Annotated in this window: 21 protein-coding genes and 1 pseudogene; 16 read left to right on the top strand and 6 right to left on the bottom strand. The window is 73.2% G+C overall.

Going from position 1 to position 24,866, the window contains the following annotated elements:
- Positions 1-20: 20 nt before the first annotated feature.
- Together AC5PYY_RS09945 and AC5PYY_RS09940 are read right to left on the bottom strand one after the other, a co-directional pair.
- Positions 21-455: a hypothetical protein gene (locus AC5PYY_RS09945; protein WP_493896657.1), complete on the bottom strand. Its 435-nt coding sequence runs from the start codon at positions 453-455 to the stop codon at positions 21-23.
- A 197-nt stretch (positions 456-652) separates the two neighbouring features.
- Positions 653-1,918 carry a DUF445 domain-containing protein gene (locus AC5PYY_RS09940; protein ID WP_493896656.1) on the bottom strand — a complete coding sequence of 422 codons (1,266 nt, stop codon included), beginning with the start codon at positions 1,916-1,918 and terminating at the stop codon, positions 653-655.
- Positions 1,919-2,008: 90 nt separating this feature from the next.
- Here AC5PYY_RS09940 and AC5PYY_RS09935 point away from each other — a divergent pair, with 90 nt between their 5' ends.
- The 15 genes from AC5PYY_RS09935 (at position 2,009) to AC5PYY_RS09865 (ending at position 20,737) form a co-directional block, all read left to right on the top strand.
- Positions 2,009-2,638 carry a hypothetical protein gene (locus AC5PYY_RS09935; RefSeq protein ID WP_493896655.1) on the top strand — a complete coding sequence of 210 codons (630 nt, stop codon included), beginning with the start codon at positions 2,009-2,011 and terminating at the stop codon, positions 2,636-2,638.
- Positions 2,639-2,762: 124 nt separating this feature from the next.
- Positions 2,763-4,613: an aminotransferase class V-fold PLP-dependent enzyme gene (locus AC5PYY_RS09930; protein ID WP_493896654.1), complete on the top strand. Its 1,851-nt coding sequence runs from the start codon at positions 2,763-2,765 to the stop codon at positions 4,611-4,613.
- A 326-nt stretch (positions 4,614-4,939) separates the two neighbouring features.
- The gene (locus AC5PYY_RS09925) at positions 4,940-5,335 is read left to right on the top strand and encodes a DUF1905 domain-containing protein (protein ID WP_493896653.1); all 396 of its coding nucleotides are present in this window, start codon (positions 4,940-4,942) and stop codon (positions 5,333-5,335) included.
- A gap of 278 nt (positions 5,336-5,613) precedes the next feature.
- Complete coding sequence (locus AC5PYY_RS09920) at positions 5,614-6,855, top strand: toxic anion resistance protein (RefSeq protein ID WP_493896652.1); 1,242 nt, start codon at positions 5,614-5,616, stop codon at positions 6,853-6,855.
- Between the two features lies 1 nt (position 6,856).
- Positions 6,857-7,507 carry a hypothetical protein gene (locus AC5PYY_RS09915; protein WP_493896651.1) on the top strand — a complete coding sequence of 217 codons (651 nt, stop codon included), beginning with the start codon at positions 6,857-6,859 and terminating at the stop codon, positions 7,505-7,507.
- Positions 7,504-9,231 carry an AAA family ATPase gene (locus AC5PYY_RS09910; RefSeq protein ID WP_493896650.1) on the top strand — a complete coding sequence of 576 codons (1,728 nt, stop codon included), beginning with the start codon at positions 7,504-7,506 and terminating at the stop codon, positions 9,229-9,231. Before AC5PYY_RS09915 ends, AC5PYY_RS09910 begins: the two co-directional genes overlap by 4 nt.
- Entirely contained in the window at positions 9,228-10,439 is a 1,212-nt protein-coding gene (locus AC5PYY_RS09905) for a hypothetical protein (protein WP_493896649.1), read from the top strand. Before AC5PYY_RS09910 ends, AC5PYY_RS09905 begins: the two co-directional genes overlap by 4 nt.
- Positions 10,436-11,923: a hypothetical protein gene (locus AC5PYY_RS09900; RefSeq protein WP_493896648.1), complete on the top strand. Its 1,488-nt coding sequence runs from the start codon at positions 10,436-10,438 to the stop codon at positions 11,921-11,923. The genes AC5PYY_RS09905 and AC5PYY_RS09900 overlap by 4 nt, the downstream gene beginning before the upstream one ends.
- Complete coding sequence (locus AC5PYY_RS09895; protein WP_493896647.1) at positions 11,920-13,053, top strand: hypothetical protein; 1,134 nt, start codon at positions 11,920-11,922, stop codon at positions 13,051-13,053. The genes AC5PYY_RS09900 and AC5PYY_RS09895 overlap by 4 nt, the downstream gene beginning before the upstream one ends.
- A complete protein-coding gene (locus AC5PYY_RS09890) occupies positions 13,050-15,395 on the top strand; it encodes a serine/threonine-protein kinase (RefSeq protein WP_493896646.1) in 2,346 nt (781 codons plus the stop codon). Before AC5PYY_RS09895 ends, AC5PYY_RS09890 begins: the two co-directional genes overlap by 4 nt.
- Positions 15,392-16,612 (top strand): PP2C family protein-serine/threonine phosphatase, encoded by a 1,221-nt coding sequence (locus tag AC5PYY_RS09885; RefSeq protein ID WP_493896645.1) that lies wholly within the window; start codon positions 15,392-15,394, stop codon positions 16,610-16,612. Before AC5PYY_RS09890 ends, AC5PYY_RS09885 begins: the two co-directional genes overlap by 4 nt.
- Positions 16,605-17,891 carry a hypothetical protein gene (locus tag AC5PYY_RS09880; protein WP_493896644.1) on the top strand — a complete coding sequence of 429 codons (1,287 nt, stop codon included), beginning with the start codon at positions 16,605-16,607 and terminating at the stop codon, positions 17,889-17,891. Before AC5PYY_RS09885 ends, AC5PYY_RS09880 begins: the two co-directional genes overlap by 8 nt.
- The gene (locus AC5PYY_RS09875) at positions 17,891-18,922 is read left to right on the top strand and encodes an FHA domain-containing protein (protein ID WP_493896643.1); all 1,032 of its coding nucleotides are present in this window, start codon (positions 17,891-17,893) and stop codon (positions 18,920-18,922) included. The genes AC5PYY_RS09880 and AC5PYY_RS09875 overlap by 1 nt, the downstream gene beginning before the upstream one ends.
- 51 nt (positions 18,923-18,973) lie before the next feature.
- Entirely contained in the window at positions 18,974-19,891 is a 918-nt protein-coding gene (locus AC5PYY_RS09870; RefSeq protein WP_493896642.1) for a hypothetical protein, read from the top strand.
- Between the two features lie 9 nt (positions 19,892-19,900).
- Entirely contained in the window at positions 19,901-20,737 is an 837-nt protein-coding gene (locus tag AC5PYY_RS09865) for a hypothetical protein (RefSeq protein WP_493896641.1), read from the top strand.
- Between the two features lie 165 nt (positions 20,738-20,902).
- On the opposite strand, the gene AC5PYY_RS09860 is transcribed toward AC5PYY_RS09865, so the two are convergent.
- Entirely contained in the window at positions 20,903-21,709 is an 807-nt protein-coding gene (locus tag AC5PYY_RS09860) for an aldehyde dehydrogenase family protein (RefSeq protein ID WP_493896640.1), read from the bottom strand.
- A 7-nt stretch (positions 21,710-21,716) separates the two neighbouring features.
- Positions 21,717-21,917, bottom strand: a pseudogene (locus AC5PYY_RS09855) (Gfo/Idh/MocA family protein); the annotation flags it as partial.
- A gap of 158 nt (positions 21,918-22,075) precedes the next feature.
- On the opposite strand from AC5PYY_RS09855, the gene AC5PYY_RS09850 reads away from it, so the two are divergent.
- Positions 22,076-23,101 (top strand): LacI family DNA-binding transcriptional regulator, encoded by a 1,026-nt coding sequence (locus AC5PYY_RS09850; protein WP_493896639.1) that lies wholly within the window; start codon positions 22,076-22,078, stop codon positions 23,099-23,101.
- A gap of 316 nt (positions 23,102-23,417) precedes the next feature.
- Here the strand turns inward: AC5PYY_RS09850 and AC5PYY_RS09845 are convergent, their stop codons facing one another.
- Together AC5PYY_RS09845 and AC5PYY_RS09840 are read right to left on the bottom strand one after the other, a co-directional pair.
- Positions 23,418-23,711: a hypothetical protein gene (locus AC5PYY_RS09845; RefSeq protein WP_493896638.1), complete on the bottom strand. Its 294-nt coding sequence runs from the start codon at positions 23,709-23,711 to the stop codon at positions 23,418-23,420.
- A gap of 240 nt (positions 23,712-23,951) precedes the next feature.
- On the bottom strand, positions 23,952-24,596 hold the full coding sequence (locus AC5PYY_RS09840; RefSeq protein WP_493896637.1) for an excalibur calcium-binding domain-containing protein: 645 nt from the start codon (positions 24,594-24,596) through the stop codon (positions 23,952-23,954).
- Positions 24,597-24,866: the final 270 nt, after the last annotated feature.

Here is a 24,866-nt window from a genome sequence, read left to right as displayed (position 1 = left end):
CACCGAATATCGCCCGTGCGTCAGGCGGCCCCGTGCCGCACCTGCAGCCCGCCCGCCACCGGGAGGTGGGTGACGCCGGCGTGCGTGGCGAGGTAGGTGCCGACGAGCACCAGCCCGTGCTCGTCGCACAGCTCCAAGGTCAGCTGGTGCAGCCGCCGATCGGCGTCCGAGACCAGGCCGTGGGGCCGGGCGAGCGCCAGGACGAATCCGGTGGTGTCGGGAAGGTGCGCCAGCACCGTCATCATGTGGATCACGACCTGGGCCGGGTCCTCCCCCTCGAGGTCCCCGACGACGAGAGGCTGGGCCAGGGTGCCGTCGGCCCGGCACAGCAGGAAGGCGATCGCCCCCTCGGCTCGGTCGGCGTCGCGGACGACGAGATCGACGACGTCGGCGCCCAGCTCGGGATCGCGCAGCGGCCGGATCGGCCAGTTAGAAGGTAGGTCTTCGAAGCTCATGCCCCGAGCCTGCCAAGCATCGCTCCCGCCGCGCAGAAGTTATCCACAACCCCTTCTCCACCGGGCGTCGCGCGTGGTTGCTCTGCGCCCCACCGGGCTTCGGGAAGGGTTGCCCCGCACCCCACCAAGCGTCGCAAATGGTTGTTCAGCACCCCACCAAGCGTCGCGCGTGGTTGCCGCCCGGCGCCGGTGACGGCTCAGAGCAGCTGCGAGACCGCGTGGATGACCAGCCCGACGAGCGCGCCGACGATGGTGCCGTTGAGCCGGATGAACTGCAGGTCCCGCCCGACGTGCAGCTCGATCTTCTCCGACGCCTCCCGGGCGTCCCAACGCTGGATCGTGCCCGAGATGACCGACGTGATCTCCGGGCCGTACCTCTCCACGAGGCTGACCACCGTGTCCGCGGTCCACGCGTCGAGGCGCGCCCGCAGCCGCTCGTCCCGCACGAGCTGGCGACCCAGGGTCTCGAGGCCGTCCGCCATGCGGGTGCGTAGCGGACCCTGCGGGTCGTCGAGGGCGTCGAGCACCGAGGTGCGCAACGTCTCCCCGAGCGCGACACCGGTAGCACTGACCTGTGGGTGGTCCAGCATCCGTTCCTTGAGCGTCTCGAAGCGCGCCCGGGTGCGTTCGTCCTCCTGCAGGTCCCGGCCGAGGTCCGCGAGGTAGGAGTCGACGGCGTGCCGCACGGTGTGGTCCGGGTCGTCCTTGACGTCACGGGCCCACCGCAGCACCTCGGTGTAGACGCGACGGGTCACCTGGTCGTTGACCCAGGTAGGTGCCCAGACGGGGGCACGGGACCGGACGATCGACTCCACCTCATCCTGGTGCAGGGCGAGCCAGGCGTGCAGCTCGCGGGCCACGAGGTCGACCAGCCCGTGGTGGGAGCCGTCCTCGACGACCTTCTGCAGCAGGTGTCCTGCCACCGGCGAGAGCGGCTCGCTCCGCACCCGCGGCAGGATGACGTCGTCGACGAAGGCCCGGATCTCCTCCTCGTCGAGCCGCTCGACCGCCCGTCGCAGGAAGGGTGCCGCCTCCGACACCACGCGCTCGGCGTGCTCGGGCTCGACCAGCCACTCCCCGAGGCGCCGTACGACCTGGGCGTCGAGGATCTTCTCCCGCAGCACCGCCGGCGTGAGGAAGTTGTCGGTGACGAACTGCTCCAGGCTGGTGCCGAGGTCGTCCTTGCGGCGCGGCACGAGAGCGGTGTGCGGGATCGGCAGGCCCAGCGGGTGCCGGAAGAGCGCCGTCACCGCGAACCAGTCGGCGATCGCCCCGATCATGCCTGCCTCGGAGCCGGCGTTGACATAGCCCCAGAACCCGTCCCTGTCGTGGGTGAGGACGTAGATCACCGCCATGAGCACCAGCAGGCCCGTCGCGACCATCCGCATCCGTTGCAGCCCGGCGCGCCGGCTCGCGTCGTCCAGACGCATCGCGGTGCGCTCCTTCGTCACGGTGCCTTCCACGGATCCCTCCTGCGGGTATGCCGGTGGCGCGGGCCACCCACGACATGAAACCTCCCGGCCCCGTCACCCTATTCCGAGTAGGGTCGCAGGATGAGATGGGTCCGGCTGGGGGTGGTGCTGGTCGCGGCCTGCCTGCCGGTCTCCGTGGCCGCGACGACCGCGGCCACGAGTCCATCCCGGGCCCTGGCCTCGGCGGTCGAGGTCGAGGCCGAGGGGACGACCGTCGGCCCGTCCTCGGACGGCGAGCTGCTCGTCTGGCAAGTCTCCGGCTCGGGGGCGGATCTCGATCTCGACGTCAGCTGCACCGTCACCGACGACGCCGGAGGCACCCTGCGCGGCGACCTGGAGCCTGGCCCGGTGCTGAGCCTCCGGGAAGAGGAGTTGCGTCGCATCGGACGCTATGACGTGCCCCCGTGGATCGGGTCCACGACGGTCGACTGCACTCCTGACGATGCCTACCTGGCGCTGACGACCGGATCGGTCGAGCCGCATCCCGCGCACGAGGTGGCAGCGTGGTGGTTCGGCGGGGGCGCCGCCGCCGGAGTCGCCCTCATCGGCGTCGGGCTGGTGTCGCGCCGACGCGAGGAGTCGTCGTCCACCGGGCCGGGGCCGGGGGCGACAACCCACCACCGGGGCAGCGACGTGATCCCTCCCGCGCCGGGCACCGAGCGGCCACGTGTCCGGGGACTCACGTTCCGACCCCCAGGAGACGATCGCTGAGGGCCGGCGCCGCGCCGCCGGCACTGCCTGGGCGGTCTCTGACCTGGGGGTATTGCGCGCCGTTATGCATCACGCGGCCATGAGCCCGTTGTGCCCCGGCGACTGATCCGCCACGCTGGGATGCATGACGCAGACGTCAAGCCAGCCCTCCGCTGCACCGGGCCGCAGCGCGGGCGACCACCCGCTCCTGCGCCGCATCCGGGAGTCGGTCATCGGCGAGGACCACGTCATGACCACCCCTTACGGACGGCGCCGCGTCACGTATGCCGACTACACCGCGTCCGGACGCGCCCTCACCTTCATCGAGGACGCGATCCGTGACGTCGTGCTGCCGAGCTACGCCAACACGCATACCGAGTCCAGCGGCACCGGGCTGCAGACCACCCGGCTGCGCGAGGACGCCCGCGCCGCGATCCACCACGCGGTCGGCGGTGACGACGACACCGTCGTCATCTTCACCGGCTCGGGGTGCACCGGAGCCATCGCCAAGGTCGTCGGTGTCCTGGGCCTGCGCATCCCCTCGGCGCTCGAGGACGCGCACCAGCTGTCCCGACACATCCCGGCGAAGCAGCGCCCGGTCGTGCTCATCGGCCCCTTCGAGCACCACAGCAACGAGATCCCGTGGCGGGAGAGCATCGCCGACGTCGTCGAGGTGGCGATGAACGCCGACGGACACGTCTGCGTCGAGGACCTGCGGTCCCAGCTCGAGCGGTATGCCGACCGTCCCCTCGTCATCGGGTCGTTCTCCGCCGCGTCCAACGTCACGGGCATCATCTCGGACACGCACGCGATCACCGAGCTCCTGCACGAGCACGGGGCGCTGGCCTTCTGGGACTTCGCCGCCGCCGGACCCTACGTGGACGTCGAGATGAACCCTCCGGGCCGGCCCACGGCATACAAGGACGCGGTCTTCCTCTCCCCGCACAAGTTTATCGGCGGCCCCTCGACGCCCGGGGTGCTGGCGGCGCGACGAGAGCTCTTCACCAACCGCGTGCCCGACGTGCCCGGCGGCGGGACCGTGGCCTACGTCAACCCGGCCGAGCATTCCTACCTCGCCGACCCGGCGCAGCGTGAGGAGGGCGGCACGCCCGCCATCGTGGAGGCGGTGCGGGCCGGGCTCGTCTTCCGGCTCAAGGAGGCGGTGGGGGTGGACACGATCCGCGCGCGGGAGGACGAGTTCCTGCGGCGGGCGGTGGCGGCCTGGCAGGCCGAACCCGGGCTGGAGATCCTCGGCAACCTCGACGCCGAGCGCCTGTCCATCTTGTCCTTCGTGGTGCGCGGGCGGGACCGGTCCTACCTGCACCACAACTTCGTCGTCGCCGTGCTCAACGACCTCTTCGGGATCCAGGCGCGCGGCGGGTGCTCGTGCGCCGGGCCCTACGGCCACCGGCTGCTCGGCATCGACCTGGAGCGCTCGCACGCCTTCGAGCGGGAGATCAGCGGCGGCTGCGAGGGGATCAAGCCGGGGTGGGTGCGGGTCAACTTCAACTACTTCATCTCCGATGCGGTGGCCGACTACGTCATCGAGGCCGTGCGGATGGTGGCCCGCGACGGCTGGCGGTTGCTCGACGACTACGGCTTCGACCCCGACACCGGTCTGTGGCGGCACCGTGACGGGGTCGTCGAGCCCCCGGTGCGGCTGCCCGACATCGCCTTCGGCGCGGACGGGTCGGTGACCCTGCCGGAGCCCGGGCCGACGGGTGGGGAGGAGTTGCTGGCGCAGCACCTGGACCAGGCGCGGCAGATCCTCGCCGCAGCAGGTGCCGGGCGTGAGGCTGGTGATGGTGACGCTGGTGCTGGTGGTGCAGGCGTCGCACGGTATGACGTGGAGTCAGGTGGCGCCGGGGGTGCGTCTGGTGCTGTCGAGGGTGCTGAGGGCCCTGGGGCTGGCGAGCACCCGGGACTCAGCGAGGACGTCGAGGCGCTGCGGTGGTTCGACCTGCCGGCGTCGGTCAGGGTCGACCCTCGGGCCTGAGCAACGGGGTGGGGTGGCCCCACGGTTGTCGGATAGCCCCACACTTCCCGGGCGGGCGGCCCCATGAGTTCCTGGCCCGCCCCACGGTTCGTGGCGACCCCCACACGTCCTGGGTCGCCCTACGGTCGCAGCAGTGGGGGCCTCGCCTCACCGTGGGGCCACCCTCCAAGCGTGAGGCCACCCTCCGAGCGTGGGGCTTAGCGTCCTCGACCTGCCCTCCCCCACCGACGGGTCTTCACCTGGGCGTCCTGGCGCGGACACCATCTGTCCCGCGCCGGCGCTAGCCTGCCGCTCATGACGGACCACCGCACCCGGCCGGATTTCGAGTGGGACGACGACGACCTGCCGGCGGTGCGCATACCCCGGAGGGCAGGCTCGACGGCGACCTCACGCACGAGCCGGACGCGCGGGACGAGGCCGACGAGCGTCCGGTCGACCTGCGCTTCACCGGCGAGGTGATCGAATGGCGCGGCCCGGCGCCCTTCCACTTCCTCGTCGTGCCTGAGGAGGAGTCCGTCTGGCTGACCCAGGTGATGCGCGCGGTGACCTACGGCTGGGGCATGGTGCCGGTGACCGGACGCGTCGGCCAGACGGCGTTCACGACCTGGCTCTGGCCGCAGAAAGGCTCCTTCTACGTGCCGCTCAAGGACGCGGTGCGGCAGGCCGGTCGCATCGAGCTCGGCGACTCCGTGACCGTCTCGCTCACGATCCGGACCAGCTGAGCAACCACTCGCGACGCCCGGCCGGGTCGGCAGCAACCACTCGCGACGCCCGGTCGGGTCGGCAGCAACCTTTCGCGACGCCCGGTGGGGTCGACAGCAACCTTTCGCGACGCCCGGTGGGTGACAGATGCCACGCCGGGAGGTAGCCCCCATGTGCGAGGCTGGAACCCACGACACAATGGGCGCGTCACACCGTGGCTTCGCGTGCCGCACGACCTGCAGGGGGACGTGGCCGGTGCCGACGACAGACCCGCGCCCAGCGCCCTCGAGGAGAGACGATGACCGACCAGCCGCAGCCGCTCGCCGCCCCGGAGCCCACGGCAGAGCCGTTGGTGCTCACCGCCCCGGCCGCCACCGAGCCGGTGGCCGAGACCTCGGCGCCGAAGATGGCGCCCCAGGTCGACCCCGAGGCGATGCCCGCGCTGGATGCCAAGGTCGACACGTTCCTGCAGGGCCTGACCCAGACCGAGACCAAGAGCCCGGAGTTCGCGCAGCGTGCCGCGGACGTCCGCACCATGGGCGACGCCGACATCCGCGCCGCCGCCGAGACGTCCAACCGGCTGCTCAAGTCGCCGGTCCGCGCCATCCAGCAGGGCGGCGTCTCCAAGGAGTCGAAGGTCGCGCAGACGCTGACCGAGCTGCGGCATACCGTCGAGGACCTCGACCCGGCGCAGGCGACCGGCGTCAAGAAGTGGTTCGAGCGACTGCCCTTCTCCGACCGGCTGACGAAGTACTTCCAGAAGTACGAGTCCGCCGAGAAGCACCTCGACGCGATCCTGCACGCCCTGCGCAGCGGCCAGGACGAGCTGTCCAAGGACAACGCGGCGCTGAACATGGAGAAGCAGCAGCTCTGGGACTCCATGGGCCGACTCAACCAGTACGTCTACATCGCCGAGCAGCTGGACGCCAAGGTCGCCGCCACCATCGCCGAGATGGACAGCAGCGACCCCGAGCGCGCCAAGGCGCTCCGGGAGGACGTCCTGTTCTACGTCCGGCAGAAGCACCAGGACCTGCTCACCCAGCTCGCCGTGTCGATCCAGAACTACCTGGCCATCGACATCGTGATGAAGAACAACATCGAGCTCATCAAGGGCGTCGACCGCGCCTCCACCACGACCGTGTCGGCGCTGCGCACCGCCGTCCTCGTCGCGCAGGCGCTCAACAACCAGAAGCTGGTGCTCGACCAGATCACCGCGCTCAACCAGACCACTTCCCAGATGATCCAGAGCACCAGCGAGCTGCTGCGCGACAACTCCGTCGCGATCCAGGAGCAGGCCGCCTCCTCGACCCTGGGGCTGGACCAGCTGCAGGCGGCCTTCACCAACATCTACGCGACCATGGACGCGATCGACGAGTTCCGCGTGCAGGCGCTGGACGGCATGTCGCAGACCATCGGCGTGCTGGAGGGCGAGGTGGAGAAGTCGCGGACCTACCTCGACCGTGCCCGCCGCACGGACGCCCGGCTCGCCGGCGGCCAGCTGGATCTCGACGGCGGCAGCGGACTGAACCAGGGCCGCTGACGTGGGCTTCTCCGACCTGCTCGACCGCATGCTGGGTCGGGCACCCAGCAGCGCGGGCGAGGCGGACCGGCTCACGCTGCCCCCGCCACCCACGGCGCAGGACGTGTATGCCGCGCTCGACCAGACCGAGGAGCTGCTCTCCTCCGCGGCGCTGCCGTCGGTGGTCGTCGCCCGCGGTGCGCGGGTGATCGACACCGTCCGCGACACCGTGCCCCGGTTGGAGAAGGTCAGCGGCAGCGACCTGGGCTACACCGTCGTCGCGACCGCCACCGACTACCTGCCCGAGGCCATCGGGTCCTACCAGCGCCTCCCCCGCCGGTATGCCGACACCCGCCCCGTGGACGGCGCCAAGACCTCGCTCATGGTGCTGGTCGACCAGCTCGACCTCCTGGGGCTGACGATGGACCGGGTCTTCGACGCGGTCTATCGCCAGGATGCCCAGGAGCTGGTGGCGCAGGGCCGGTTCATCGCCGAGAAGTTCGGCTCCCCCGGGGCGGGCGGTGCGCTGCGGGTGACCGAGGAGGACCACGCCCCGGTGCCGCAGCCACCGGCGGACGGGCGTGCCGAGGACGCCGACGGCGCCGATCAGGCCGACGAGACAGACGAGGCGGGCATCGACCCGCTGGCACCACCGCAGGGAGGGCACGGATGAGTGAGCTGACCGACGCCGTCGACCTGCTCGCCCGGGTCGGCCGCGAGGCCGGGCTGGACGAGCAGGCGGTCCGCACCGAGGGCCGCTACCTCGCCGCGGCCGTGCTGGAGAACAGCAGCGAGGCCAACGCCAACCACCGGGTCTGGGCCGAGGCCTTCGACCTTCCCCCGAGCGACTTCTTCGGGGCGGTGCCCAAGGGCCGCCGGTATGCCTCGATCCCGACCCCGCTGCTCTCCACGCTCGTCGCCGAGCGCAGCCCGCGCGCGGCGGGCTACGCCCAGGCGCTGGCGGACGTCGCGACCGCGGCGGCCTCGCTGCCGGGCGTCGGGTCCACCGCGGTGGGGAGCGCGCTCTCGCACGCCCGACCTCAGCTCGCCGCCGCCGGGGTGGCCCCCGCGCACGCGCCGGGATCGCCGACCGCCGGACTCACCCCACCGAGCACGGATCCCCCTGCGCCGCAGCCGAACTCAGGTATGTCGTCCGACCCCGGCGCACTGCATACCTGGAGCGCGGATCTGTTGCGTCGGGCGCAGCAGCAGTCGCAGCAGGTGCGCGACATGCTCACGAACCTCTCGGCGGGCAGCCAGACCTTCCATCCGGACCCGGCCGTCCCGCCGGCGCCCCCCGGAGCGACCGGGGCCCTTCCGGAGCAACCACACGCGACGCCCGGTGGGGTGCCTGAGCAACCACACGCGACGCCCGGTGGGGTGCCTGAGCAACCGCAGGCGACGCCCGGTGGGGTGCCTGAGCAACCACACGCGACGCCCGGTGACGACGAGGGAGGCGAGCCGGAGCGCTCGGTCGAGGAGCTGCTCGCCGAGCTGGACGAGCTCATCGGCCTCGACACCGTCAAGCGCGAGATCCACCGCCAGGTGGCGCTGCTCAAGATGGACGCGCGGCGGCAGCAGGCCGGGCTCAAGGTCGCCACCCTGACCCGGCACCTCGTCTTCGTCGGCAACCCCGGCACCGGCAAGACCACCGTCGCCCGGCTGGTGGGCGGGATCTATCGCGCCCTGGGCCTGCTGTCGACCGGCCAGCTGGTCGAGGTCGACCGCAGCGAGCTCGTGGCCGGCTACCTCGGGCAGACCGCGGTCAAGACCTCCGAGGTCGCCGCGAGCGCGCTCGGGGGCGTGCTCTTCATCGACGAGGCCTACAGCCTGGGCGGTGACCAGTACGGCAAGGAGGCCGTCGACACCCTCGTCAAGGAGATGGAGGACCACCGCGAGGACCTCGTCGTCATCGTGGCCGGCTACCCGGAGCCGATGGCGGAGTTCATCGCGACCAACCCCGGGTTGGAGAGCCGCTTCCGCACGATCATCGAGTTCGACGACTACAGCGACGACGAGCTCACCGCCATCCTCGAGCACCTCGCCGGCGGGATGGACTACGAGCTGGACGACGCTGCGCTGGAGCGCTTCCGGGAGATCCTGGCCGCGACCCCGCGCGGGCCCAGCTTCGGCAACGGACGCTTCGCCCGCAACCTGCTCGAGGCCGCGATCGGCCGGCACGCGTGGCGGCTGCGCGACCTCGGCGACAGCGAGGACGAGGCCGAGATCGACCTGGCGATGCTCCGCACCCTGACGGTGGAGGACATGGACGACCGGGACGCCGTGGATCTCTCGGTCGAGGGCGCCACCGGTGACAGCGAGGGGGCCGGGGAGCCGACCGAGCCGGACGCGCCGGACGGTCAGGACGCCGAACGCGGCGAGCGGGAGGATCCGTGACCGGACAGCCCACCCAGCAGCCCGGCAGCACGGCCGGTCGACCGGCCGCGCAGACCGGCGCACCTTCGTCGCCGCAGGCGGGCGCACCGCAGCAGCAGGCCGCCGCGGCCAGGCCGGTGGTCGCGCAGCGTGCGGCCGGGGACCAGCGGCTGCAGTCGACCACGCCCCGGCTGCTGCGCTTCGCCCGGGCGGCGGCCGCGGCCGCGGCGCTGCTCACGGGCCTGGTCGCCACCGGCAGCTTCTCGACCGACGGGGTCGAGGCCGCGCCCAACGTGGTCGTGGGCGACTGGGTGTCGGCCGAGCGCGCCGTGGTGCTGGTCGCCGAGGCCGAGCAGCTCGGCGCGGCCCGGGTGGCGGACGCCGACCCCGAGGAGGCCCGCGACGCTTTCGACGAGGCCGTCGCCGCCGCCGGGCGGGATCTCGGCTCCCTGGGCGAGGACGCGAGCATCGCAGGTGAGGCCTGGTCCACCTTCGTCGTCGAGGCGGAGCGCGCCGCGACCGGCGCGGGCACCGGCGCCAGCAGCGCTGCGCAGGACTACCTGGCCGCGTCCACGGGAGCCGACGCGGTGCGCGACGACGTCTCCCAGACGGCTCAGCGCCACGTCGACGACCTCGGCGCGGGGTCGGGCTCGATGCTCACCACGACCGTCGGCACGGCGTCCACCGTGGTCCTCGTCGCGATCATGGCGGTCCTCGCGCTGCGCACGAGGCGCATCGTCAACGTCCCCCTCCTGGTCGCCACCCTCATCACGGCAGGGCTGACCTACGTGTCGGCCAACCCGGCGGCCCTCCCGCTCAGCTACGACGAGCAGCTGCAGGAGACCGGTGCCACCGCGACCGCGCTGCAGGAGATCCACGACGCCCGGGCCGCGCAGTATGCCGAGTCACTCGGCACCGACAGCGCCTGGCAGTCCGAGGCCGCGGAGGCGGGCGAGGCGCTGGGGGCCGTCGGCGACCCCGTGCTCGCGGAGCGTTGGGAATCTGTCGCGTCGGCGAGCGCGGACTCCACGGGTCTGACCGAGAGCGAGGCCGACTTCGAGCAGCTCACCGGCGCCCTGGAGGAGCAGCTCGACACGCAGCTGTCCGCGGTCTCCTCCGAGGTCGGGGCGCCTGCGCTGGTGACCGCCGGAGCGGCGTTGCTGCTCGGGCTCGTGGCCTCGGTGCTGGCCTGGACCGGCATCTCCCGGCGGCTGCAGGACTATCGATGAGCGGGCCCACCCGCCACGACGACGACGCGGGGCGCGACGGCGGAGCACCCGACCTGCCCCCGATGCTCGTGCTGGGCGAGGACCACCCCGACGTCGAGGACACCACCCCCGAGGAGCTGGCCCGGCTCAAGGCCGGGCTGGAGCAGTCGCGGGCGCGGCTGCGCGAAGACACCCGGCGGGAGCAGCAGCGGGCCCAGGAGCGCCTCGCGCAGGAACGCCGCCGTGCCGAGGAGGAGCTCGCCCAGCGGCAGCGGCAGATCGACGACGCGGAGCGGGAGCTGGTCCGGACCGAGCGACGGCTGCGCCGTCGTGCCAGCCAGCTCGGTCAGGGCGGCACGGTGGAGCGGGTGTCCGTCGGCTCGACCACGCCATCCCGGTCGAGCCGCAGCCGCCTGCTCTCCGGGGCGCGCGAGATCAACAGCCGGCGGGTGCCGGCGCTCGGCACGGCCCTGACCCTGCTCGCCCTGGCCACCGGCAGTCTCGCCGCGGGCAGCGCCGTGGCCGAGCGCGAGGCACCCGCGAGCGCGGTCCGGGCCTTCACCTCCGAGGACCGGGCCCACGTCCTCACCGCCGACGCGGTCATCGCCCTGGACCGCGAGGTGCTCCTGCACGAGGCAGACCGGGAGCTGCCGCGCGGCGACGGTGGTGAGCTCGTCAGCCTCAGCCTGACGCGGCAGGCGGCCGAGCTCGCCGACGCCTTCCCCGGCTACGTGCTCGACGACGTGGAGCAGACGGCGTCGCAGGTGCTGGAGAACCCCGACGCCGGACCGGTCCAGCTGGCCACCAGCTGGGAGGAGACCCGTCAAGGGCTGGGGTATGCCGTCTCCGGCACCGACGTGGAACGGGCCCGCGAGGCGCTGGACACCTCGAGCACGTGGAGCACGGTGCTGCTCGTCGGCGGCGTGCTGCTGCTCGGCGGAGTCGCCCTCGTGCTGGCCCGCCGGGGCGCCCGCCTGGCCGCGACGGTGAGTGCGGTAGCGCTCATCCCGGCCGTGCTGGTGGCCGTCATGGCACCCCCCGTGGACCGCACCCTCGCCGACGCCTCGGCACGCCACGACGAGGCGCAGGATCGCCGCGACGAGGTGGTCGACAGCACCGGCCGGGACCTGGAGGTGGTGCTCGGCATCGATGCGCTCGACGCCTGGGAGCTCGAGGACGGAAGGTACTGGTCCCCGGAGTGGAGCCCGCTCGGCGACGCGCCACCGGAGGTGGCTCTCGTGCAGACACGCACCGCGCTCGGGGAGGCGATGGATTCAGGCGCGCCGGAGGAGGTCACCGAGGTGGCGCTGCGCCTGGTGGATGAGACGGAGGCCGTCCACGCCGATGCCCTGGTGTCGGTGCTGCAGGCGCGCGACGCGGTCGTGGCCGCCAGTGCGCGCGACGCCTCGGGCGGCACCTGGGTTGCGCTCTCCCTGGCGGGGCTCGTCCCCCTCGCTGGGGTCGGTCTGGAGGTCCTGCGTCGTCGCCGGGAGGGTGCGGCATGAGCGGCCAGTATGCCGTCGCACCGGTCGCTCCGGGCTCGCTCGGGGCCGACGTCGCGGACCGGGAGCTGCTGGCCTATCTCGACGCGATGCTGCGCTGGAAGGACCAGCGCCGCACCGAGCTCGCGGCCCTGGATGAGGCCGCCCTCGACCTCGACGACCCCGGCGACCGGGTGCGGGTGACCCCGGACGTCACGCTGTCGATGACCCTCTGGCAGGCGGTCGCCGACCGGCTGGCGCTCATCCAGGCGACCTGGGACAGCGGCCGCGTCGGCGAGAGCGAGCGGCGCCGGATCACCACCCTCGTCTGGGGCACCCTTGAGCAGCCGGGCTCCCGCGGCACCCAGGCGCTGGCCGTCTCGCTGCCCGAGGCGTGCCGCCTATCCGACTCGCTCGCCTCCTCGCTGCGCTCCCGGCTGCGGCTCGACGGCTCCGACCCCGACCTCACCGGTCGGCTGCGCGGGCTGCGCCAGCAGCTCGAGCGGATCGCCGACCAGGTGCGCCTCATCCCCGGATCACGCCGTCAGTCCGCGGAGGAGGCCTATCGCGGCCTCGACGACCGGCTCGACGACATCACCGAGCGGGCGCGCCGCGGCGCCGACGTCGGCGGTCTGCTCGGGCCGCTGGAGTCACAGGCCGCGACCGTGGAGCGCGACCTCATCGTCGCGGCCTCCGCCCGCGCCCACGCCAAGGCCGACCACGCCCAGGCGACCCGTGAGGTCGCCGAGCTCACCGCCCGGGGGCAGGCCGTCCGGGCCCTTGCCGGGCGCGCCCGACAGTCGGTCGCGCCCGCGCCCACCCTCGGCATCCCCGACGCGAGCGCCCTCGGACCGGTGCCGGGGGACCCGACCGAGCTCACGGCATACCTCGGCCGGCTCGAGCGCGTCGAGCGCGCCCTGACCATGGCGCAGTCGGAGTATGCCGCTGCGCTGGGTCGCCGTGACGACCTCGCCGAGCGCGCGGCGGCGGTGCGGGCGGCGCTGGCGGGTGACGAGGCGGCGGCGACCGCCATCGGCAGCCTGGCCGAGCAGTCCGCGGCACTGCTCGCCGACCGGCCCACCGACCTGACCCGGCTCGAGGCGCTGGTGCAGGCTCAGGAAGCCTTCGCGCGGACGATGGGAGTGCGGCTGTGAACCCCTGTCTCGAACCCGGGTGCCCCGGTTCCTACGAGGACGGCTGGTGCAACGTCTGCGGCTCGCCGGAGCCCACGCATACCCCGGTCGCGGCCACGCCCGTCGCCGGTGCGGCGTCCACCTCGGCATCCGGCGAGCCGGGACCCACCCCGGCACCGGGCTCCGGCGCGGCCCAGGACAGGGACGGCGAGGAGGGCACGGGCGCGCCGACCGGTGACGCCGGTGACGCGGCCGGCGGCGCGGCCGACCCGACGGCCGACTCCGCGCAGGGCGCGGCGACCCCCGCCCCCGGCCAGACCCGGCAGGCGGTGCGGGCCGCCCGGGTCCGGCGGCAGCGCGCCACCGCGGCGGTGCGCCGCTCGCGCCTCGGGCTCGGCCTCACCGACGTTCCCGACGTGCCGGTGACCGACCCGACCGAGAAGGTCATGGACGACCCGCAGGTGCCCGAGGACCGACGCGTCTGCCCGGTCTGCGGTGCCGACGTGGGCCGCGGCGCCGGGGAGGCCCAGGGGCGGCAGCAGGGCTTCTGCCCGCAGTGCCGCGCCCCCTACTCCTTCACCCCCAAGCTCTCCCCCGGCGACCTGGTGGCGGGGCAGTACGAGGTGGTCGGGGCCTTGGCGCACGGCGGCATGGGCTGGATCTACCTCGGCCGCGACAAGAACGTCTCGGACCGGTGGGTGGTGCTCAAGGGGCTGCTCAACACCGGCGACGACGACGCGCTCGACGCGGCGGTGGCCGAGCAGCAGTTCCTCGCCCAGGTCAAGCATCCGCTCATCGTCGAGATCTACAACACCGTCCAGCACGAGGGCGACGCCTACACGGTGATGGAGCTCGTCGGCGGGCGCTCGCTCAAGCAGCTGCTGCAGGACCGGATGCGCGAGGCCGGGCGCTACACGCCGTTCCCCGTCGACCAGGCGCTCGCCTACGTCATCGAAGCGCTGCCGGCCTTCACCCACCTGCACGACCTGGGCCTGCTCTACTGCGACTTCAAGCCGGACAACCTCATCCACGAGGGCGACGGGATCAAGCTCATCGACCTCGGCGGGGTGCGCCGCCAGGACGACCTGGAGTCCCCGATCTACGGCACGGTCGGCTACCAGGCACCCGAGGTCGCCGAGGTGGGACCGTCGGTCGCCTCCGACATCTACACGATCGGCCGCACGCTGTGCGTGCTGACCTTCGAGTTCCGCGGCTACCAGGGCGACTACGTCGACTCCCTCCCCCCGATGTCGCAGGTGCCGGCGTTCACCGAGCACGACGCGTTCTACCGCCTCGTCGCCCGCTGCTGCGCCCCCGACCCGAACGACCGCTTCCTCACGGTGGAGGAGCTGCGGACCCAGATGATCGGGGTGCTGCGCCAGGTCGTCTCCGCCCAGGGCGAGGGCCGCCCGGCGACGCTCTCGGCGCACAGCCCGGCCTTCGAGCCGCCCGTCTCGACCGGGGAGCAGCTGGCCTGGTGGGAGCTGCCCGAGCTCAAGCGGGACGACACGGACCCGATGCTGGACTGGATCTCCGGCCAGTCCACCAGCGACCCGATGGCGTCCTACGAGGCGCTGAGCCGCGCCCCCGAGGAGACGCCCGAGGTCTTCCTCGCCCGGGCCCGGGCCGGGGTGCGGATGGGGCAGCGGACCTGGGTGGACGACGCGGTGCGCGGGCTGCTCGCCGAGGATCCCTGGGACTGGCGAGCCTCGTGGGTCCAGGGTCTGTGGGGCGTCTCGCAGGCCGAGGGCGAGGACGCCGCCGCCCGCGCCCAGGAGGCCGCCGGGCACTTCGCGGCGGTCCGCGACGCCCTCCCGGGCGAGATCGCGCCGCGCCTCGCCCTCGCCCTGGCGACCGAGCTCGGGGGCTACAGCAAGGCGGCCGAGCTCGACTACCAGCGCGCCTGGCGGACAGACGCGGGGTATGTCGCTCCCGCCGCCTTCGGTCTGCACCGGGTCCGACTCGGCCGCGACGACGTGCCCGGGGCGATCGAGGCGCTGGACTCGGTGCCGGCCAGCAGCCGCGCCCACCCCCGGGCGCGATGGCTGCGGGCCGAGCTGCTGCGCCACCGCGGCAGCCTGGCCGACCTGCGCGAGTCGATGCTGTCGGTGCGCCGCCTCACCCTCGACCCGCGGCAGCGGGCGCAGTTCAACGCCACCATCTTCGAGCAGGCGCTCGCCGAGGTCACGCAGCACGGCGAGAAGCCGGACTGGCGCCTCGGGGACGTGCCCGTGACCCGGGACGCGCTCCAGCGCGCGCTGGAGAAGGAGTACCACGTGCTCGCCGACTACACCCCCGACCCGCAGGAGCGGGCCGGGCTCATCGACCGCGCCAACGCGGTCCGGCCCTGGAGCTGGACATGACCGAGCAGCAGCGATCCGGAGCGACCGACGACGGGGCCGGGCAGGCGCTCCCCGACGACCCGACGATGCCGCTCCCGGCCCCGGGCCGCACGCCGGAGGCCGGAGAGGCCGCACCGGGGTCGGCCGAGCCAGAGGTGCGCCCGCTCGACCCGCCGGACCCGGTCGCGCCCGAGGAGCCCGTCGCACCGGACGGCCCCCACCCAGATGGAGACGTGCCGGAGCCCGAGCCGTTCAGCGAGGGACCGCCGCCGCTGCCCGAGCCGATGCTCGTGCTCGGTGGTGATCTGCCCCCGGATCCGGCTCCGACACCGGCGCCGGAGCCCGAGGATCACGGCACCTGCGCGGCCTGCGGCGGCGCCTACGACGCCGACGGCTGGTGCACTCAGTGCGGCGAGCGGCGCCCCGACCCACGGCACCACTTCAGCGCGGCCCCGAGCTCTCGCGTGGCGGCGGTGTGCGACCGAGGCCTACGGCATACCTCCAACGAGGACGCCATGGCCGTGTGGGCCGAGACCGGTGCGCCCGGCCGACCTGATCGCGCCGCTCTGGTGGTCTGCGACGGCGTCTCCAGCGCGCCCCGCTCCGACGAGGCGAGCCTGGCTGCTGCAGACGCCGCCCTGGCGGCGCTCACGGAGGCGGAAGGCTCGGCCAGCGAGCGCCTGGTGCGTGCGACAGACGCTGCCGCGGCCGCCGTGGCCGAGGTGGCCGGCGCGACCGACCTTCCCGACGGCGGACCCTCGTGCACCTTCGTGGCGGGAGTCGTCGAGGGCGCCGAGCTCACCGTGGGATCGGTCGGCGACAGCCGCGCCTACTGGATCCCGGACGACGGAGAGCCGGTGCGGCTCACGACCGACGACTCCATGGCCGAGGAGCAGATCCAGGCGGGGATGGACCGCGCCGAGGCGGAGGCCGGGCCGCTCGGGCACACGATCACCCGCTGGCTCGGGCCGGACTCCCCCGACCACCGGCCCCGACTCGCGACGCAGGACGTCTCGGCGCCCGGCTGGGTGCTCCTGTGCAGCGACGGGTTGTGGAACTACGCGTCGGAGCCGGCAGACCTGGCCGCCGTCGTGCGGGCCGAGGCGCAGCGGGCTGACGACCCGCTGGCGCTGGCGGAGGCGCTGGTCGGCTGGGCCAACGGTCGCGGTGGTGCGGACAACGTGACGGTCGCCCTCGCCCGCCGTGAGGGCGACAGGCAGGATGGTGCCCATGGCTGAGTTCACCTCGACCGTGCACCAGAACGAGTTCCTGCCCGACGGCGGGACCGACGTGCACGCCATCGTGTCGGTGACGTGCAGCGGCGCCGGGACAGTGGCGCCGATGAGCAGCTCCTCCGGCGAGGCCGGGGAGATCATCATCGTCGACGTGTCCGGCTCGATGGACGTCCAGGGTGTCCAGGCGGCGGCGTATGCCGCGTCCGCCGCCCTGGACCAGATCGTCGACGGCGTGTGGTTCGCCATCGTGGCGGGCAACCACGAGGCGGCCCTGTGCTATCCCAACGGCACGTCCGCGGCGATGGCGCGGATGTCGGATCTCACCCGGCTCGAGGCCAAGCGGTCGCTGCAGCGGCTGCAGCCCGGCGGAGGGACGGCGATGGGGCGCTGGCTGCTCGCGGCGGCCCAGCTCTTCGGCACCGTGCCCGCGCTGTCCAAGAAGCACGCGATCCTGCTGACCGACGGCGCCAACCAGCACGAGACCCCGCAGGAGCTGAGCTGGGCGCTGGAGCAGGTCCGGGGCCGGTTCCAGGCGGACTGCCGTGGCCTGGGGGCGGCCTGGCAGGTCGCGGAGGTCCGGCGCATCGCGGAGGCCCTCATGGGTGGGGTCGAGCTCATCCGCACCTGGGACGGGCTGAGCGACGACTTCGCGACGCTCATGGCCAGCTCGATGGGCAAGGGCATCAGCGATGCCGAGCTGCGGGTCTGGGCGCCGCAGGGGGCGGAGGTGCTCTTCGTCAAGCAGGTGAGCCCCACGCTGGAGGATCTCTCCGGTCGACGCACGGAGGTCAACGCGCTGACCGGCGGCTACGACACCGGTGCCTGGGGCGACGAGACGCGTGACTACCACGTGGCGGTCCGGTTGGCGCCCAAGGCGGTCGGGCAGGAGCAGCTGGCCTCCCGCGTGCAGCTCGTGGTGGGCGGTGAGGTCCGGGCCCAGGGTCTGGTCAAGGCCGCGTGGTCCGCCGACGACGTCCTCACCGCCCAGATCAGCCCCGAGGTCGCGCACTACACCGGCCAGACCGAGCTCGCCTCGGCGATCCAGGACGGCCTCAAGGCCAAGGCCATGGGCGACGACGTCACTGCTACCTCGCGGCTCGGGCGGGCGGTGCAGCTGGCCCGGCAGACCGGTGACGAGGCGGCCACCTCGCGGCTGTCCCGGGTCGTGGACATCGAGGACGCCGCCACCGGCCGGGTGCGGCTGCGGCGGCACGTGGACCGGCTCGACGAGATGGAGCTCGACACGGCCTCGACCAAGACGACGCGCGTCCGGCCCGGCTGATGGTCGTCTGCCCCGAGGGCCATGACACCGAGGCCACCGACTACTGCGACGTCTGCGGGACGCCCATCGGCGCGGCGCCGCTGCGGGCCGCCACGCCGGCCACGGCCCCGCCGGTGCCGGGTGAGATGTCCGGAGCCGACGGTGACGGCGCGGCGGGCTCGGTGCTCGACCTGGGGCCGCCGGCCACCGCCCCGACACAGACCTGCCCGCACTGCGGTGCCCTCAACGTCGCCGACGCGCTGTTCTGCGAGAGCTGTGGCTACGACTTCACCACCGGCGCGCTGCCCCTGGACGCCGAGCCGGAGACCGAGCCGGAGCCCGTCGTCGACCCGGCGCCTGTGCGGGAGACCGTGACGGAGCACGAGCCTGTCACAGCGCCCGAGCCCGAGGCCGAGCCGGGGCTCGAGCGCGAGGAGGAGGCGGAGACCGAGGCCACACCTGATGCGGCCCCCGAGCCTGCTGCCGAGAAGGAGCCCCAGCCCGAGCCAGAGCTCGAGCCGGCGCCCGCCCCTGAGCCGGAGGACCGGCCGGAGGGCCTCGAGCAGCAGGCCCCCGACCCGGCACCGACGGCGTCGCACGCGCGGCCACGGCATACCCCTCCCTCGCGCGACCTGGCCGACACCTGGGTGGTGGAGGTGTGGATCGACCCGGACTGGTATGCCGTGCAGCAGACCGAGGAGGCGTGCCCGAGCGCCGGCGTGCCCGACGTCGTCGTCGTGCGGCGCTCAGTCGCGCTCATCGGGCGCCCGTCCAGCAGCCTCGGGGCCCGGCCGGACGTCGACGCCGGCGCCGACAGCGCCGTCTCGCGCCGGCACGCGCAGCTGACCAGCGACGGGCGGCGGTGGTGGATCGAGGATCTCGGCAGCAGCAACGGCACCTTCGTCGGGGTCGTGGGAGAGCCGGTGCCGACCACGCCGCTCTCGCCCGGCCAGCGCGTCGAGATCGACCGCGACGACCGGATCTACGTCGGGGCGTGGACCCGGTTGGTGCTGCGCCAGGCGACGGAGTCCGAGCAGCGCGGCCAGGGCTGACGGCGCGCCGTACCCGACGTCAGGTCGACCGTGCCGCCTAGAGTTCTCCCCATGTCCCCCGACGCCCCCGATGCACCGGACCGTCCCAGCCGCAGCCGAGCCCGGCTGCGGCGCTCGGGGCGCCACCTGGTGCGCCTGGGCGGGCTGCTGGCCGTGGTCTCGCTGGTCGTCACCCTCCTCGGAGGGTGGGCGACCCGCTCGCTGCTGGACCACCTGCAGAGCAACTCGGCCGAGCTGCTCGACGGCGTTGCCACGGTCTCGCTCAGCGAGGGCGACGACCGCACCCTCTACGTCACCGGCGGCCTCATCGCACCGGGCGACATCGCCCCCACCCCGGTCGAGCAGATCACCTGCACCATCACCGGTCCCGGCGGCGAGCTGCCCTTCGAGTCGCTCGCAGACCAGGGCCGCCGCGTGGGCCTCGACACAGCGCTGGCGCGCTTCCAGGTCGTCGGCTCGTTCCAGGCGGCACAGAGCGGTGAGCACGACATCGAGTGCGCCGGGCGCGGCGTCGTCGTCGCCCCTGAGGTCGGGCCGGCCAACGCCCTGCTGCGGCTCGGTGGACTCGTGCTGGGCACCCTCGGATCCTTCGTGGGGCTCTCGATGCTCCTCATCGGCGGAGTGCTGCTGCTCGTCGTGCGCGGCGGTGGTGACGAGGAGTTCGACGACGCCGCCCTCGACGACGCGGCACCGCCGGCCGAGGGCGCCGACGAGTGGTGGGAGGACGAGGCCCGCGACGGTGACGACGGCGCGGAAGGCGAGCTGACCGGATCTGGGTCGCCCGACCACGACGAAGGGCAACCGCCGGCGGACAGCGACTACATCGAGCTCACCGACGAGGAGCTCGCCTCACTGACCCCCGAGCAGATCGACGAGTTGGTCCGGTCCGGCGATCTGGTGTGGGTCGACGGCGAGCCGGATGGACAGGACCAGGACGAGATCGACGCCTCGGGGCGTCCCGGAGGCTAGGCTCGGGCCATGAGCTATGGGAATCAGCCGGTGAAACGGCGCAGCGGGATGACCACCGCGGGCAAGTGGATGTTCATCGTCGGTCTGGTGCTCTCGATCATCACCGCAGGGGTGGCGATCTGGGGGTTCAGCCGCGCGGCGGGGATGGTCGACGACTTCAGCAGCGACGCGACCAGCCTGCAGGGAGGCGAGGCCACGGTGCCGATGGAGGAGGGGGACCTGCGCCTGGTCCTCGACGAGACGGGCGGGTCGAGCACGACGTGCACCGTGACGCTGCCCGACGGGAGCCAGGGTCAGCTGGCCGCCGACTCGTCCCTGGAGGGTGGCACCGAGGGCGTGACGATCGTGGGGACCTATCAGGCCACCACGTCCGGCGACCACACCTTCAGCTGTGACGGGGGTTCCCCGGCCCTGACACCCAACCTCGACTTCAGCGCCATGATCGGCGCCGGCGTCGGGGCCATCGCCATCCTCGGCCTCTTCCCGCTGGGCCTGCTGACCATCATCGGCCTCATCCTCTGGCTCGTCGGGCGCGGTCGCGACAACCGCGCGGCGGCCGCTCCGGCCGGGGGCTACGGTTACGGCACCGACCACGCCTACCCGCAGCAGGGTTACGGCCAGCCGCAGCAGGGTTACGGCCAGCCGGACCAGGAGTACGGCCGAGCACCCGAGGACGCGCCGCAGCAGGGCTGGGGCGGCGGCTCCGCTCCCCCGCCGCCGGGGTCACAGAGCCAGGGCCAGGGCTACGGCCAGGGCCAGGGCCAAGGCTACGGGCAGCCGCAGGGTGACCCCGACCAGCCCTACTCCGCCCCGCCGCCCCCGCGGCGCGACGACGAGCGCGGCTGAGCCAGCCCCTCTCCCTTCCTCTTCTGCACCGGACGCGCGTTCGTCCCGCACCGGACGCCCGTTCGTGACGCACCGGACGCGCGTTCGTGACGCTGCTCATCGGGTCGGTGGCGAACGCACGTCCGGTGCTGGGTGGACGCCCGTGAGGTAGACACGCCCAGCGGCTCAGTGCCTGGTGTGCGCCGCACCCGGCTCGAGGCGTCCGTCGACGAGCCGGGTGAGGCCCCACGGGTTGTCGTCGCGCACCGGCTCGGGCAGCAGCGCGTCGGGCAGGTTCTGGTAGGCGACCGGGCGCAGGAAGCCATCGATGGCGAGCGTGCCCACCGAGGTCGTTGCCGGGTCCGAGGTCGCCGGGAACGGCCCGCCGTGCATCGTGGTGTGACCTACGTCCACACCGGTCGGCCACCCGCCGACGAGCCCACTCCTCCAGCACGGGGACAGCTGGCGGGCCGCGCCCAGGTCCTCCTCCGCGGTCTCGTCCAGGTGCGGGGTCGCGGTGAGCTGACCCTCGAGCCCGGCGAGGGTGTCTTCGAGCGCCGCGGTGTCGGCATACCGCACGACGAGGGAGACCGGGCCGAAGACCTCCGCGCCGAGCTCCTCACGGCGGGAGAAGGTCGCGAGATCGGTGGCGTAGAACGCGGGAGCCGGGGCGTTCGCGCCGTCGCCGGGCGTCCCGGAGCCCAGCTCGACCACCCCGGGATGCTGCGCCAGGGCGGTGGCGCCAGAGCTGCACGCACCGGCGATACCCTCGGTGAGCATCGGCTGTCCCTCCGCCTCCCCCGCCTGCTCCGCGAGGGCCGTGACGAAGGCATCGCCGGCGTCGCCCTCGGGCAGGAAGAGCAGGCCTGGGGCGGTGCACAGCTGACCGGCCGACCCGGTCGCGGAGGCGAGGTATGCCGTGGCGAGGGTCTCCGGGTCGCCCTCACCCGCGAGCGCTCCCGCGAGCACGACGACGGGGTTGACCGAGCTCATCTCCGCGTACGTCGTGCTGCTCGGCCAGGGCGCGCAGCTTGTCCTCGTTGCGGCCGACGAGCACCGGCTCGACGGTGACGCGCTCACCGCCCGGGAGGACGACCCCGCCCTGGTCACGGATGGGCAGGATGGACCGGACGAGGTGCTGACGGTAGCCCATCCGGCCCGTCACGCCATTCATCGCGATCCGCAGGGTGCGCGTCGCCATGGTTTCTCTCCTTCGAGTCGGTAACCGTTTTTCGCCGCCTACCGCACGGGGCTTTCGAGGGAACACTCTGGGGGTCGGTATGCCGTCGACCGCCGCCGCGCGCGGCGGCGCGACGTAGACTGCGCAGGACGCCCGTGACCGCCTGGAAGGACCCGCCCATGCGCGCTCGCAAGCAGCGTGGACCGACGCTGGTCGATGTCGCCGCCGAGGCCGGGGTGTCGATCGCCACCGCCAGCCGTGCGCTCAACGGCAGCACCCGCACCGTGCGCCCCGACCTGGCCCAGGCCGTCCGCGAGGCGGCGGCGCGACTCAACTACTCCCCCAACGCCCAGGCGCAGGCGATGGCGCGGGGGCGCACCGACGTGGTCGGGTTGGTCGTCTCCGACATCTCCGACCCCTACTTCTCCAGCATCGCCGCGGGAGTGGCGACCGAGGCGGATGCCCACCGGCTGCTCGTCTCGCTGTGCGCCAGCGGGCGCGACCCCGAGCGGGAGATCGACTTCCTCACCGTGCTGCGCGGGCAGCGGGCCCGGGCCGTGATCCTCGCCGGCAGCCGGTCGCAGGGCGGCCCGGATCAGGACCAGCTGGAGACCGAGATCGCCCGCACCGTCGACAGCGGTGCCCGGGTCGTGGGCATCACCCAGGAGGGGCTCGAGGTCGACACGGTCGTGCTCGACAACCGGGGCGGCGCCCAGGCGCTGGCGACCGCGGTGGCCGGGCAGGGTTATCGGCAGGCGGCGGTCCTCGCGGGGCCGGAGGGCCTGCTCACCGCGGTCGACCGCACGGAGGGCTTCGCGAGCGGTTTCGTCGCGGCCGGTGGCGCGGAGCCCCGGACCGTCCACGGCGCCTTCACCCGGGACGGCGGCTATGCCGCGATGCAGGAGGTGCTCGCCGGCGGAGACCGACCGGAATGCGTCTTCGCGGTCAACGACGTCATGGCTATGGGGGCGATGGCCGCCTGCCGGGACGGCGGGTTGACCCTGCCGGACGACATGGCGATCTGCGGCTTCGACGACATCCCGACGCTGCGCGACGTCAGCCCCGCGCTCACCACGGTGCGGCTGCCGCTGGAGGAGATCGGCCGGGCCGCGATGGCGATGGCTGTCGAGGAGCCGGCCGACACCCCCCGCGTGCACCGGGTCGAGGGCGTCGTCGAGCTCCGCGAGAGCACCCCACCCCGCTGACCAGCAGCCTCGTCCGTCCACTCCAGCAGCCTCGCCTGCCCACTCCAGCAGCCTCGCCCGTCCACTCCCGCAACCTGGACGACGCGACGCGCGTGACGGCATACCCACGGGGCACCGCATCGGATAGCGTTGTCCCTCTGAGCGCTCATACCACCGCCGTCATCGTTCACACGGGCACTGACGCAGGACACCTGGTGCGAGGCTCCTCGCCCTCCATGTCCTCCTCGGCACCCTCGGGCCCCTCCTCTGGGAGTGACCACGGGATAGCACGACCTGCATCGGCGTCTTTCCCGATGAAGGTCGTGCTAGACCGAGGTCACTCCGCAGTGGGGGCGGGCCGGCGCCGCGTCGGCCGGCGCAGCAGCACCAGCCCGAAGCCGAGGAAGATGATCCCGAACATCGCCGGTCCCAGCGCGAGGGCCAGCCGGCCGCCGAAGCCCTCTCCCCCGCCCACGATCGCGGACATCACCTGCAGCACCGCCTGGCCGATGACCAGGGCGCCCACGACCACCATGAGCCAGCCGCCGATCGTCCGGGCCACGCCACGGCGGGGACGTGCGTCCTCAGCCGCGCGCTCGTTGTGGGGGCGAGGGCCCTCGGGACTGGTCATGGCGGCACCCTACGGCCACCGGCGCTCCCTCCCGGCCAGCACAGGGTTCACCGATCACGGGGAGGGGCAGACGCTAGGACAGGGGCTATGTGCCCCACGGAACTCAGCGCGCCCCACGGTTGGTGGCCGCCCCCCACGGTTGTAGCAGTGGGGAGTCAGCTGAACTGTGGGGCCAGCACCTCCCCGGGGGGACTCAGCGGAACCGTGGGGACTCAGCCGAACCGTGGGGCCGAGACCGCATCACCACTCGCAGCCGACCCCGTCGCCATCGCGGTCGAGGTGGCTGCCATATCCGGGATCACCGACGCGCACGGGCGCGGCACCTGCGGCCCGGGCGGCATCGCAGTTCTGGTAGTAGACGCTGCCACCACTGTCACCACTCCCATTGCCGCTGTCGTAGAAGCCGACGCTGCCCCCGGCACCTCCCTCGGCCTCGACATACTCCACGACCGTCTCGGTATGCGTGACCTCCACCGTCTCCGTGGCCGTCTCCGTCTCGACGACGGTCTCGGCGGCCGCCTGCTCGGTGATCGTGACCGTGGTGGGGGCGGCAGGCTCAGGCTCGATCGTCACCGTCTCGGTGGTGCCGGTGGCGGTGACCGTGCTGGTGACGGTGCTCGCGGCGTCGGTGGCGGTTGTGCCGCCGGGTGCCAGGACCAGGCCGGCGATGAAGGCGGCGGCCGCTCCCCCGATGACCTTGCGCTTGATCCTGCGGCCCGGGGCGCCGTAGTGGCCGGCCGGGCCGGTCGTCGGGTAGCCGTCGTCGCCGACCCAGAAGGACCAGCCCTCAGGCGCTGGGCCCCACTCGGGGTCGGGAGACCAGGACCGGTCGGGCAACCAGCCCTCTGGTGGCGCGGGCCAGGTGGGCGGTGGGTTGAACCTCATGGGGCCTCCGGGGACGAGTCGGCGCGGGACCTTCATCCTGAGGTATGCCTGTGCTCCTGTCCCTCCGGTTCGCCAGGGACCCCACGCTTCCTCGGCGCCCCCACGGCTCCAGCAGTAGGGACTCCGCGCAACAGTGGGGCTAGCAGGCAACCGTGGGGACTCAGCAGTCGCGCAGGCGGGTGTACCGAGCTGAGATGGCCCCACGGGGATCGGCTCGCCCCACGGTTGCTGGCTTCCACCACTGCTCAAACAGTGGGGACTTCGCCTGGA

The sequence above is a fragment of the Serinicoccus sp. JS2-9 genome (genome assembly GCF_059025165.1).
This window is presented reverse-complemented; position numbering and strand designations above follow the sequence as displayed.